Raw genomic sequence first — 13486 nt, 5'->3', positions numbered from 1 at the left:
GGACGCGGCGCCGAATGGCGCCGCTTTTTTGTTGTCCGTGGGATCGCTGTTATCCGGCGATCAACTGGCCGAAACGGTCGACCTCCTCCGAGGTGGTGGCGAAGCTGGTGACGAAGCGATAGAGCAACTCGTCCTCGCCGACATGGCCGTCAAAGCCATGCGGCCTGTGCCAGTCGTAGAAGGCGGCGCCCGCCGCCTGCAGTTTCTCGGCTTCGGTCTTCTTGATCACCGCGAACACCTCGTTGGCCTGCGGCAGCCAGGCGAGCTTGGCCGTGGCCGAATCCTCGATCGCCGCCGCCAGGCGCGCGGCCATGGCGTTGGCATGCCTGGCGGTGTCGAGCCACAGCCCGTCCTTGAAATAGGCTTCGAACTGCGCCGCGACGAAACGCGACTTCGAAAACAGCTGGGCGGCACGCTTGCGCAGGAAGGCCAGTTCCTTGGCCCGGTCGAGGTCGAACAGGACGATCGCCTCGGCGCACCAGCAGCCGTTCTTGGTGCCGCCGAAGGACAGGATGTCGACGCCGCGTTTCCAGGTCATTTCGGCCGGCGTGGTGTCGAGCGCGACCAGCGCATTGGCAAAGCGGGCGCCGTCCATGTGCAGCGGCACGGAATGGTGTCTGGCGATCGCCGCGATCGCTTCGATGTCGGCCAGGCCATAGACCGTGCCGACCTCGGTCGACTGGGTGATCGAGACGGCCATTGGCCGGCCCCAATGCACTACCTCGCCGGCGAAACGGCCGATCGCCCTGTCCAGATTGTGCGGCTCGATCTTGCCCAGGGATCCATCGACGGCGTGCAGCCGCGAGCCGCCGGAAAAGAATTCGGGCGCGCCGCACTCGTCCTCGATGACATGCGATTCGCGGTGCGCGAAGGAAATGCCGCCGGGCTTGTTGTAGGCCGTCAGCGACAGCGAATTGGCGGCGGTGCCGGTCGCCACGAAGAACACGGCGACTTCCCGCTCGAAAATCTCGTTGAAGCGCTGATAGACGGCCTGGTCGAGGGCACCATCGCCATAAGCGGGCGAAAAGCCGCCGGTATGGGCCGAGAGGCCGGCCGCAATGCTTGGGTGGGCGCCTGCCCAATTGTCGGAAGCGAAGAACATGCGTTTGCCTGTGTTGGGAAAATCGCCGGGACCTTGACCGGTTTCATGGCATGCCCGCAAGAGCCAGCCACCAGAAAACGGGTAAAGCCAGCGTCAGGCCCGCAGCGCCTTCTAAGACCGAAGCTTGCGTTTTGCGCTCGCCTCACGAAATATTGTGTCGCGGGGCGGCCAAGTTTTTTGTGAATCGGTCTTGTGTGGGTCCTGGATTTCTGTCATAAAAATTTAGGACAGTAGTGCTGTCTTATTGTGTCGCACAAAACAGGCTGGATTGGCGTATCGTTTGGGCCACTCCGGCTTTTGTCGCGAGCGACAGGTGGACGGACCAGCTCTGGCCTGTACGATACCAGATGTGAACCCAGCGGCGTGCCGCCTGGTTCGGCGATTTCGCAAGACGTGCCGCAAGGATGAAGGGCGAGCCCAAGTGCTCGCCAAGGCAAACCAGCGCCCCAGGCTGACCAATGCCCTGTGGCGCGGAACGGAGGATAGGACAATGACGGAATTGACGCTCTCTGCGACGAACGGCCAGGCCGCGCAGACGGAAGCGGCCGCCGTCAAAAATACCTCGGCCAAAAATCGTTCGACTACCGGCGGCCTGAGCGCCCAGGGCCTCTACGACCCGCGCAACGAGCATGACGCCTGCGGCGTCGGCTTCATCGTCAACATGAAGGGCGTGAAGTCGCATCAAATCGTCAAGGACGGGCTTGCCGTGCTCGAGAACCTGACGCATCGCGGCGCCGTTGGCGCCGATCCGCTGGTCGGCGATGGCGCCGGCGTGCTGGTGCAGCTTCCGGATGTTTTTTTCCGTGAGGAGATGGCGGCCCAAGATATCGAACTGCCACCGGTTGGCCAGTACGGCGTCGGACACTGGTTCATGCCGCAGGATGAAGCGCTGCGCGCCCATATCGAGGATATCATCGCCGAATCGGCGCAGTCCGAGGGGCTGCCGCTCATCGGTTTCCGTGACGTGCCGGTCGACAATTCGTCGCTGTCGAAGGCGCCTGATATCGTCGCGTCCGAGCCGTTCCACCGCCAGGTCTTCATCGGCCGCGCGCCCGACATCACCGACGACGAGGAATACGAGGCCAGGCTCTATCTGCTGCGCAAGGTCATCTCGGGCCGCATCTACGCCGAGAACGACAACAAGGACATTGGCGCCTATTGCGTGTCCTTGTCGGCGCGCACCATCGTCTACAAGGGCATGTTCCTGGCCTACCAGGTCGGCGCCTATTACAAGGACCTCAAGGACCCGCGTTTCGAGACCGCGCTGATCCTCGTCCACCAGCGCTTCTCGACCAACACCTTCCCGTCATGGAAGCTGGCGCATCCCTATCGCATGGTCGCGCATAATGGCGAGATCAACACGGTGCGCGGCAACAACAACTGGATGGCGGCCCGCCAGGCATCCGTCGATTCCGAACTGTTCGGCAACAACATCTCGAAGCTCTGGCCGATCTCCTATGACGGCCAGTCCGACACCGCGTGCTTCGACAACGCGCTCGAGTTCCTGTTCCAGGGCGGCTACAGCCTCAGCCACGCCATGATGATGCTGATCCCGGAAGCCTGGGCCGGCAACAAGCTCATGGATCAAGACCGCAAGGCCTTCTACGAGTACCATGCGGCGTTGATGGAGCCGTGGGACGGGCCGGCGGCGGTCGCCTTCACCGACGGCCGCCAGATCGGCGCCACGCTCGACCGCAACGGCCTGCGTCCGGCGCGCTACATCGTCACCGATGACGATCGCGTCATCATGGCTTCGGAAGCCGGCGTGCTGCCGGTGCCGGAGGAGAAGATCGTCCAGAAGTGGCGGCTGCAGCCCGGCCGCATGCTCCTGATCGACCTCGCCAAGGGCCGCATCGTCCCCGACGAGGAGATCAAGTCGGAGATCGCGACCAGGCACCCCTACAAGACCTGGCTCGCCAACACGCAGCTCATCCTCGAAGACCTGAAGCCGGTCGAGCCGCGCGCGCTGCGCAAGGATGTCAGCCTGCTCGATCGCCAGCAGGCGTTCGGCTATACCCAGGAAGACACCAAGCTGTTGATGTCGCCGATGGCGACCACCGGCCAGGAAGCGGTGGGCTCGATGGGCACCGACACGCCGATCTCGGCGATGTCGGACAAGTCGAAGCTGCTCTACACCTATTTCAAGCAGAATTTCGCCCAGGTCACCAATCCGCCGATCGACCCGATCCGCGAGGAACTGGTGATGAGCCTGGTGTCCTTCATCGGGCCGCGGCCGAACATCTTCGACCTGGTCGGCAATTCGCGCCGCAAGCGGCTCGAGGTGCGCCAGCCGATCCTGACCAATGGCGATCTGGAAAAGATCCGTTCCATCGGCCACACCGAGGACCGTTTCGACACCAAGACGATCGACATCACCTATGGGTCGAGCGAGGGCGCCGCCGGCATGCAAGGCGCCGTCGAACGTCTGTGCGAGCGGGCCGAGGCGGCTGTCGCCGGCGGCTACAACATCATCATACTGTCCGACCGCCAGCTCGGACCGGACCGCATCGCCATCCCAGCCCTGCTGGCCACGGCCGCCGTGCACCACCATCTGATCCGCAAGGGGCTGCGCACCGCGGTCGGCCTGGTCGTCGAATCGGGCGAGCCGCGCGAGGTGCATCATTTCTGTTGTCTTGCCGGCTACGGCGCGGAAGCGATCAATCCCTATCTTGCCTTCGACACGTTGCTCGATATGCACAAGCGCGGCGAGCTGCCGGAAGAGGTCGACGCCTACGAAGTGGTGTCGCGCTACATCAAGTCGATCGGCAAGGGCATCCTCAAGGTGATGTCCAAGATGGGCATCTCGACCTACCAGTCCTATTGCGGCGCGCAGATCTTCGACGCCATCGGGCTGAAGTCGGATTTCGTGCAGCAATACTTCACCGGCACCGCGACGCTGATCGAAGGCGTCGGGCTCGATGAGGTCGCGGGCGAAACCGTCAGCCGCCATACGGATGGTTTTGGCAGCGATCCGGTGCTGCGCAACAGCCTGGAGGTCGGTGGCGAATATCTGTTCCGCATGCGCGGCGAGGCGCATATGTGGTCGCCGGACGCGGTCGCCACCTTGCAGCACGCCGTGCGCCAGGGCTCGTGGGACACGTTCAAGGAGTATTCCGCGCAAATCGACAGCGAGACAGCCCGGGCGCAGACCATCCGCGGCCTGTTCAAGATCAAGTTGGCGGACGAAACCGGGCGCAAGAAGGTGGCGCTCGACGACGTTATGCCGGCGGCCGAGATCGTCAAGCGCTTCTCGACCGGGGCGATGTCGTTCGGCTCTATCTCCAGGGAGGCGCACACCACGCTGGCGCGCGCCATGAACCAGATCGGCGGCAAGTCGAACACCGGCGAGGGCGGCGAAGAGGCCGACCGTTATCTGCCGCTGCCCGGTGGGGGCAAGAACCCGGAACGCTCGGCGATCAAGCAGGTCGCCTCGGGACGGTTCGGGGTGACGGCCGAGTATCTCGTGAATTCCGATGTCATGCAGATCAAGGTGGCGCAGGGGGCCAAGCCCGGCGAGGGCGGCCAATTGCCCGGTCACAAGGTCGACGCGACCATCGCCAAGGTGAGGCATTCGACGCCTGGCGTCGGCCTGATCTCGCCGCCGCCGCATCATGACATCTATTCGATCGAGGATCTGGCGCAGCTGATCTATGACCTGAAGAACGTCAATCCGGCGGCCGACGTGTCGGTCAAGCTGGTGTCGGAAGTCGGTGTCGGCACGGTTGCCGCCGGTGTCGCCAAGGCGCGTGCCGACCACATCACCATCTCGGGCTATGATGGCGGCACCGGCGCTTCGCCGCTGACCTCGCTCAAGCATGCCGGCAGCCCTTGGGAAATGGGCCTTGCCGAAACGCATCAGACGCTGGTGCTGAACGGCTTGCGCTCACGCGTGGCGCTGCAGGTCGATGGCGGCCTGCGCACCGGGCGCGACGTCATCATCGGCGCGCTGCTCGGCGCCGACGAGTTCGGCTTCTCGACCGCGCCGCTGATCGCGGCCGGCTGCATCATGATGCGCAAGTGCCATCTCAACACCTGCCCGGTCGGCGTCGCGACGCAGGACCCGGTGCTGCGCAAGCGCTTCAAGGGCACGCCCGAGCACGTCATCAACTTCTTCTTCTACGTGGCCGAAGAGGTGCGGGCGCTGCTCGCCGAAATGGGCTTCACCCATATCGACCAGATCATCGGCGACGCCGACCTTCTGGAAAAGCGCGACGTGATCCAGCACTGGAAGGCGCAAGGGCTGGACTTCTCGAAGATGTTCTACAAGCCCAATGCACCGCATGAGGCGGTGCATTGGACCGAGCGGCAGAAGCACCCGATCGACGATGTGCTCGACCGCAAGCTGATCGAACTGGCCAAGCCCGCGCTGCAGGCCAAGCAGCCGGTCAAGATTGAGGTCGATATCCGCAATGTCGATCGCTCGACGGGCGCCATGCTGTCGGGCGAGGTGGCCAAGCGCTTCAGGCACAAGGGCCTGCGTGAGGACACGATTCAGGTCAAGCTCACTGGAACCGCCGGCCAGTCCTTCGGCGCCTTCCTGGCGCGCGGCATCTCGTTCGAGCTCGTCGGCGCCGCCAACGACTATGTCGGCAAGGGCCTGTCGGGCGGACGCATCGTCATCCGGCCGCCGGAAGAGGCAAGGATCGTCGCGGCCGACTCCATCATCGTCGGCAATACGGTTCTCTATGGCGCGACCGAGGGCGAGGCCTATTTCGCCGGTGTTGCCGGCGAGCGCTTCGCGGTGCGCAATTCGGGCGTGGCCGCCGTCGTCGAAGGCGTCGGCGACCATGGCTGCGAATACATGACCGGCGGCGTCATCGTCGTCATCGGCAAGACCGGCCGCAACTTCGCCGCCGGCATGTCGGGCGGTGTCGCCTATGTGCTTGATGAGGCGGGTGATTTCGCCGAGCGCTGCAACATGGCCATGGTCGAGCTGGAGCCGGTTCCGGAAGAAGACGATTTGATGGAAAAGTTGCTGCACCATGGCGGCGACCTCGACCATAAGGGCCGCGTCGACGTCTCGGGCGACATGACCAGCCATGACGAGGAACGCCTCTACCAGCTGATCTCCAACCACGTCCACTATACGGGTTCGGTGCGCGGCCGCGAGATCCTCGATGACTGGACGATTTTCCGGCCGAAATTCCGCAAGATCATGCCGGTCGAATACCGCCGCGCGCTGATCGAGATGGAACGCATGCGCATGGGCGTCGCGGCGGAATAGATTTTTTTGAGAATTGCCGGGGAGCGCAGGCTTCCCGGCCCCCTTCATCGACAGTTTGACCTCGGGCGCAAGGTTGCCATGGCTGCCTCAAGAGGTTAACGGGTGCGGCGAAAACCGTACCATCTGGACAGCAGGAACTGGACTATGGGCAAGGTAACAGGCTTTCTCGAAATCGACCGGCAGGTGCACAAGTACCAACCGGCCTCCGACCGCATCCGGCACTTCCGCGAATTCACGCTGCCGATGTCGGACAAGGAGGTCGAGAAACAGGCCGCGCGCTGCATGGATTGCGGCATTCCGTTCTGCCACGGGCCGACCGGCTGTCCGATCCACAACCAGATCCCCGACTGGAACGACCTCGTCTACAACAGGGATTGGGACAACGCGATCCGCAACCTGCACTCGACCAACAATTTCCCGGAATTCACCGGCCGCATCTGCCCCGCGCCCTGCGAGGAAGCCTGCACGCTGAACCTCGAGGACATTCCGGTCGCCATCAAGACGGTGGAGCAGGCGATCGCCGACAAGGCGTACGAGACCGGCCATATCAGGCCCTATCCGCCGGAGAAGAAGACCGGCAAGCGGGTCGCCATCATCGGCTCCGGCCCGGCCGGCATGGCGGCCGCCCAGCAGCTCGGCCGCGCCGGTCACGACGTCCACGTCTATGAGCGCGAGAGCCGCCCCGGCGGATTGATGCGTTACGGCATTCCCGACTTCAAGATCGAGAAGCACTATATCGACCGGCGTATCGAACAGATGCAGGGCGAGGGGGTCACCTTCCATTGCGGCGTCAATGTCGGCGTCGACAAGCCTGTGACCGAGCTGCTCGCCGAACATGATGCGGTGCTTTATTGCGGTGGGTCTGAAACGCCGCGCGCTGCCGGCATTCCCGGCGACGATCTCGGCGGCGTGCATGATGCGATGCCCTATCTGGTGCAGCAGAACCGCCGCGTCGGCGGCGAGCCGATCCAGTCGGTTGCCTGGCCGTCGCATCCGATCATCGCCGGCGGCCAGCATGTCGTCGTCGTCGGCGGCGGCGATACCGCCTCCGACTGCGTCGGCACCGCCTTCCGCCAGGGCGCCGTGCGCGTCACCCAGCTCGACATCCGCCCACAGCCGCCCGAGAAGGAAGACAAGCTCGCGGTCTGGCCCTATTGGGCAACCAAGATGCGCACCTCGTCCTCGCAGGCCGAGGGCGCCGAGCGCGAATTCCAGGTGGCGACGCTCGAATTCATCGGTGAGGAAGGCCAACTGACCGGCGTCAAGTGCTGCGAGGTCGACGAGAAGCGCAAGCCGATCGCCGGCACCGAGTTCGTCATCCGCGCCGATCTCGCCTTCATCGCCATCGGCTTTGCCGGACCGGCGATGGCCGGTGTGGCCGCCGAGCTGGAAGGCGAGATGAAGATCACCACCGACAGCCGCCGTTCCAGGAATGTCGACGCCAATGACCGCGACTACAGGACCAGCGTCGATCGGCTCTACGCGGCGGGCGACGTGCGCCGCGGCCAGTCGCTGGTCGTCTGGGCGATCCGCGAGGGTCGCCAGGCCGCACGTTCGATCGACGAAGCGCTGATGGGGACGACCGTCCTGCCTCGTTAAGGGGTGATCGCCGTCGTGGTGTCAGCGGCGGCCGTGGCTGGCGGATTGGCTTTCGGAGGCCAGGAAAAATCGTCTGCGCGTCCAGGCGAAGCCTCCGGCGCCTTGCCCTCGATCACCAGCCTTTCCCCGGGAAGCGCGGGATTGGCCTTGGCCGGCGGGGCGGAACCGAGCAATTCGGTGCCGCCGTCGAGCGCGGGGTCACTGAGCAGCATGGGTTGGGTGCGATCGATGACGATGGGTGCGGCCGCCGGAGCCGGTGCCTCGACGGGGGCGCCCGCCGGCGCCGTTGCCGGTGCCACACCCCCCGGCGCGGCCAGTCCAAGGATCTTCAGCAGCGGCTTTTCGGTATAAAAGGCAAGCTTGCGCTTGCCGGCCTTGGACACGTTGATGCCGTCATCGGCGCGCAGCCGAACGGGCTGGCCGTTCATGTCGGGGCCGCTGGTGATAAAGGCGCCATTCTCGTCGACAAATCCGTCCCAGACATCGACGAATTCGCCGCCGTGGCTCTCGGCCGCCTTGTGGTAGATATCGTTGAAGGCCAGCATGTCGGACGTCATCTTCGGCACCCGGAAGGCCGGCATGCCGACCCACAGGAAAGGCACCTTGGCGGTGGCGATCGTCTTGCCGAGTTCATCGGTGCGGCGCTCGTATTCCTTGGTCCAGTTTTCGGAACGGGGTTGCTCGCGCACGTCGCCGACCTTCATCTGCTGGCGGTCGTTCGAGCCCAGCATGACGACCACGGCGGCGGGCTTTTCGGTTTCGATCAGCGATTTGATCTGTTCGGGCCAGTTGTAGAAATCATCGCGCACGAAGCCCGACGAGCCATTGCTGCGGACAACGATTCTGACGCCGGTATTCTCGGCGAAGGCGTCGTCCAGCCCTTCTCCGAGGCCCGCCGCCATGAAGTCGCCGACCACCAGGACAGTGCGGGCATCAGGCGCTTTTTCGACCACGGGCGTGGCAGGCTCGGCGGGTGGGCGGGGCGCACGCGGTTTCTTCTTCGGCTTAGGCCGCGCCTTCTGGATGTCCTGCGGCGGCTCTATGCGCTCGCTACGGCGCGGAAACAGGAGGTCGCGCAAGGACCAGCCCCGGCTCTGCTGCGGCTGCTCCTGCGCCATGGCCGGGGCATGGATGGCGCCGGCCACGGCAATGGCAAGCACGGCGAAGGTCAGGATCAGCACCGACATGCGACGAACGAACGTGCCGATGCGCGCAGCCCAAACCAATCGCTACCTCCCTACTCAACTCCGTCAGGCTTTATTTCTGCCTGAGCCATTTCAGCACTTCCATGCTCGGATAGCCATCCTGGGTCAAGCCGACCTTTGCCTGATAGGCCATGATGGCCGTCTTCGAGCCGTCGCCGATCTTGCCGTCGAATTTGCCATCATAAAGGCCATGCTGGGAAAGCCGCTTCTGCAACTCCTGCCTTTCCTCGAAGGAGAGCTTGGTGAAAGGCCGCTTCCAATCCTGGACAAGGCCGTTGCCGCCGGCGATTTCATCGGCAAGCAGACCAACGGCGAGCGCGTATTTGTCGGCGTTGTTGTAGGCCTTGATGACGGAGAAATTCCTGATCATCAGGAAGGCCGGTCCGCCGCGGCCATCCGGCACTTTCAGCGTCGCCTTGTCGGTGAGGTTCTTGAACGGCTTGCCGCTGGCCCTGACGACGCCGAGCGCCTGCCATTGCGCCAGCGTCTTCGATCCGGCGGGCAGTTTCCCGGCCGGCAGCTCGACCTCATAGCCCCAGGTCTTGCCGGCCTGCCAACCGTTTTTCTTCAGCAGGTTGGCTGATGTCGCCAGCGCATCGGGAATGGAATTCCAGATGTCGCGCTTGCCGTTACCGTCCATGTCGACGGCATAATGCTGGTAGCTGGTCGGAATGAACTGGGTCTGGCCCATGGCGCCCGCCCAGGAGCCCATCAGGTGGCTTTCGTCGATATCGCCGGTTTGCAGGATTTTCAGGGCCGCGACCAGCTGGGTGCGGGCGTATTTCGAACGCTTCGGATCGCCATAACCCAAAGTCGCCAGCGAACGGATGACGTTGCGCATGATGTCGTCGCGCTTGAGGATCTCGCCATAGTTCGATTCCATCGACCAGATGGCCAGGAGAATGTAGCGGTCGACGCCAAATCGCGCTTCGATCCTGTCCAGCCAAGGCTTCCACTTCTTCGCCATCTGCTGCCCGACGGCAACGGACTGGTCATGGACGCGGTTGTCGAAATAATCCCAAGCGGGGGCGGTGAATTCGGGCTGGGTGCGGGCCTTCTCCAACACCACCGGATCGGGTTCCTTGATGTCCCGGAAAGCCTGGTCGTAGACGGAGCCGGAAACGCCGCCCGCCACGGCGGTGGCGCGGAAGCTGGCGACCCATTGCCGGAAGCCGGCGTCGGCGAAAGCCGGACCGGTGGGGATCAGCAAAGCAAGCGAGAGGCTGGCGGCCGTCATGACGCTGGTGAGAATTTTTGCGGCATTGCGAACGGACATCTTTTCCTCCTTCTTTGTCTCAGGAAAGACCATTCATCGCCGAACCGGGTTAGGAATTAGTTTACCATAGGTGTCGCCTGGAACGAAAAGACACCTCGATGCTTTAACCGGTGGAAGTTTCCCTCACCCGCTCCCGTATTCTTCAATTCCGGCGTGAAAATGTCGCGAGACGGGGATTGCGGAGCCGGCCAGCAAACGGATAATTGAAAGCATGAAGAGAGTTCGCAAGGCAGTTTTTCCGGTCGCCGGTCTCGGCACGCGGTTCCTCCCGGCCACCAAGGCTGTTCCGAAGGAGATGCTGACCGTCGTCGACAGGCCGGTCATCCAGTATGTCGTCGATGAGGCGCGCGAGGCGGGCATCGAGCATTTCATCTTCGTCACCGGCCGCAACAAGGCGGTCATCGAGGATCATTTCGACATCCAGTTCGAGCTCTATGACACGCTGGCACAGCGCGGCAAGGACGAGCAGCTTGCCCGCCTGCAGCGGCTGCAGCCGGCGCCGGGCCAAACCAGCTTCACCCGCCAGCAGGTGCCGATGGGGCTGGGCCATGCCGTCTGGTGCGCCCGCGAACTGGTCGGCGACGAGCCGTTCGCGCTGTTGTTGCCAGACATGATCATGCAGTCGGAGAAGAGCTGCACGAAGGCGATGGTCGAGCTCTACGAGGAAACCGGCAACAACATCGTCGCCGTGCAGGAATGCGACCCGGCCGAGGCCCATAAATACGGCATCGTCGGGCGCGGCGAGGACAGGCATCACGGCTTTCGCATCACCGAGATGGTCGAAAAGCCGAAGACCGGCACCGCGCCGTCCAACCTCTACATCAACGGCCGCTACATCCTGCAGCCGGAGATTTTCAAAATTCTCGAGGGCCAGGAGAAGGGCGCCGGCAACGAAATCCAGCTCACCGACGCAATGCTGAAGCTGGAAAAGGAGCAGGCCTTCTACGGCTACCACTATCAGGGCCGCACCTTCGACTGCGGTTCGCCTGAAGGCTTCGTCGAGGCCAATGTCGCCTTCGCGCTCTGGCGCAGCGACATGAACCAGAGCATGGCGGGCGTCATCCGCACGCTGCTCGACGAGATGAAGCCGTCGGAGCGGCGCGGCGCCGCGTTCTAGGACCCACACTCGTCAGCGCTGCACTTTCACGCCGAGATAGATGCTGTTGGCGGTGTAGTCGCGGCCGGGCAGGTTGCTGGTCAGCTTTTCGGTTCTTACCCGGCTGGTGAGGCCGGCATAGCGGTTCAGCCACCAGGTCAGCCCGGCCTCTGCGCTCAAGATCCTGTCATGGCCGTCAATGCCGACATAGTCGCGCCAATCCAGGCCCAGGGCCGCATTCGCGGTAAGATTGGCGCGGATCAGGCGTTCGCCGGTCAGCCGGCCGGAGTAAAGGATATCGCCGCTTTCGCCCGCTGTGGTCGTGGTCTCGACGGTGGTCTTGCCGGTCAGGCCGATCGTGGTGCCGCGTTCGGGCGACCATTTTAGATCGGCGTTGACGGTGGCGCCCGAAATCGCTTCCAGGCTTTTGTCGTCGACCGCTTCCCTCAGCCATCCGGCCGAGAATTCACCCGACAGCTTCTCACCCATGTCGAGTTGCAGGCCGGCACGGGCGCCGAGGCGCGTCGAGGAGCGCTCGAAGCCTTCATTGTCGATGCGCTGGTCATAGACCCGGCGGCCGACCTCGATTTCGGTGAAGGGGGTGAGGGCCGGGGAAATCTCGTAACCGGTGCGCAAGGTCGCGGTGTAGAGCGTGTTGTCTTGATCCTTCTGCGACAGCGAGGTGCCGTCCGAGAGCTCGGCGTCGCCATAGAAGTCGTGCGAGACCGCGCCGGTCAGCGTGTACTGCATCTTGCCGACCGCCTTTTCGACGCCGAGGCTGCCGTCGATTGTCTGCCGCAGCGGCTGCTTGTCGACGCCGGCGATGGCGTCGGGCGACGACGCCGATTCCGGGACGGCTTCATAGCCGAGCTTGGCGATGGCGCGCAATTCATTGTCGAGATCGACATTGAGCTGGCCTTCGATGCGGCCTTGCGCGTCGTGAACCGGGTAGCCCGACACACTCTCGCGGAAAGTGCCATAACCATCGATCGTCGCGGAGTTTTCACGCCAGTCGGAGGCGGCGGTAAAGCGCAGCGCCGTCTCGGACAGCAGCGCCGACGTGCCGGCACTGCTCGAATCGCCGTTCGTCGTGGCCGTCAGGCCTTGTTCGATGGTCGGCCGGATGACGAAGGAGCCCCATTTGACGCCGGTGGCGGCGAACGGATCGTCCTCGGGCTTCTTGTTCTGGCCTTCGATCGCGGCGGTGCGTTCGGCGCCGGCGTCGAGTTTCTGCTTGTCGACACTGTCGATGGTGAGTGCGCGGCGGTTGGCCGCTTCCTGGTCCGCCGCCGTGTCGTCGGTATCGTCTGTCGTCGCCGTGGTGGTCGCCGTGGTGGTTGGATCCGTAGCCGCCGTTTTGCTTTTTTTCTTCTTGGACTTGTCGGCTGCCTTGTCCTTTGCCTTGTCGGCCGCGCTCTGCCTTGCGGTTGAAGTGCGGCGCGGCTTGGGCGGCGTCGGTGTGTCGGCGGAGGTATCGTCGCTGGCCTGGGGCGGATCGAAGACGCTGGTGGTCGGGTCCGCGGCTTCCGTATCGTCAGGTACGGCGCCGGCGCTTGCCGGCAGATAGGTGCGCGCCGGCGCATTGTCCTGCGCGGCAGCCGCCGCTTGCTGGGCAAGGACCAGGTTTCTCGCCTTGCGCTGCTGATCGGACAGGATCGCCGATTCCGAGACTTCTCCCCGCAGTTCCGTTTCCTGGGCCAGGAGGGGCGCAGGGCGCAGCAAGGCAAGGACGCTGGTCGCCAGCAACAAGGCGCAAACCGCCTTGCCCCGTCGTCCTCTCGATTTTTCTGGCTGGACCCCGGACATTGCCACCACTGCTTGCGCGGCGCACGCGCGCCATACTTACCGAACCGTAAATGGCGATGGTTAACGGAGGGTTGAGGCCGCGCGCGCCACTGGCTCAAACGTGATTTCCGCAAGCGAGAATGCGGATCCGCCTCGTGCTCTGTGTTTTGATCCTCATGGTTGCCCTGACCGCCGCACA

7 protein-coding genes are annotated in these 13486 nt (G+C 63.9%); 3 read left to right on the top strand and 4 right to left on the bottom strand.

Annotation, left to right across the window (positions count from 1 at the left end; all coding sequences use genetic code 11):
* Positions 1 to 49: 49 nt before the first annotated feature.
* The gene (locus tag LB569_RS31295; protein WP_224695347.1) at positions 50 to 1102 is read right to left on the bottom strand and encodes a threonine aldolase family protein; all 1053 of its coding nucleotides are present in this window, start codon (positions 1100 to 1102) and stop codon (positions 50 to 52) included.
* Positions 1103 to 1592: 490 nt separating this feature from the next.
* Between LB569_RS31295 and gltB the strand changes: the two genes are divergently transcribed.
* Complete coding sequence (gltB, locus tag LB569_RS31290; protein WP_224695346.1) at positions 1593 to 6326, top strand: glutamate synthase large subunit; 4734 nt, start codon at positions 1593 to 1595, stop codon at positions 6324 to 6326.
* A 144-nt stretch (positions 6327 to 6470) separates the two neighbouring features.
* The gene (locus LB569_RS31285; RefSeq protein WP_224695345.1) at positions 6471 to 7925 is read left to right on the top strand and encodes a glutamate synthase subunit beta; all 1455 of its coding nucleotides are present in this window, start codon (positions 6471 to 6473) and stop codon (positions 7923 to 7925) included.
* Here the strand turns inward: LB569_RS31285 and LB569_RS31280 are convergent.
* Both LB569_RS31280 and LB569_RS31275 read right to left on the bottom strand, forming a co-directional pair.
* Positions 7922 to 9151, bottom strand: a complete 1230-nt coding sequence (locus tag LB569_RS31280) for a DUF459 domain-containing protein (RefSeq protein ID WP_224695344.1) — start codon at positions 9149 to 9151, stop codon at positions 7922 to 7924. The genes LB569_RS31285 and LB569_RS31280 overlap by 4 nt on opposite strands.
* Positions 9152 to 9182: 31 nt before the next feature.
* Positions 9183 to 10406, bottom strand: a complete 1224-nt coding sequence (locus LB569_RS31275) for a lytic murein transglycosylase (RefSeq protein WP_224695343.1) — start codon at positions 10404 to 10406, stop codon at positions 9183 to 9185.
* A 202-nt stretch (positions 10407 to 10608) separates the two neighbouring features.
* On the opposite strand from LB569_RS31275, the gene galU reads away from it, so the two are divergent.
* Positions 10609 to 11523 carry a UTP--glucose-1-phosphate uridylyltransferase GalU gene (gene galU / locus LB569_RS31270; protein WP_224695348.1) on the top strand — a complete coding sequence of 305 codons (915 nt, stop codon included), beginning with the start codon at positions 10609 to 10611 and terminating at the stop codon, positions 11521 to 11523.
* 12 nt (positions 11524 to 11535) lie between these two features.
* On the opposite strand, the gene LB569_RS31265 is transcribed toward galU, so the two are convergent.
* On the bottom strand, positions 11536 to 13308 hold the full coding sequence (locus LB569_RS31265) for an outer membrane beta-barrel protein (protein WP_224695342.1): 1773 nt from the start codon (positions 13306 to 13308) through the stop codon (positions 11536 to 11538).
* Positions 13309 to 13486 lie beyond the last annotated feature (178 nt).

This window comes from Mesorhizobium sp. BH1-1-4, assembly GCF_020165665.1.
Lineage (GTDB): Bacteria > Pseudomonadota > Alphaproteobacteria > Rhizobiales > Rhizobiaceae > Mesorhizobium.
This window is presented reverse-complemented; position numbering and strand designations above follow the sequence as displayed.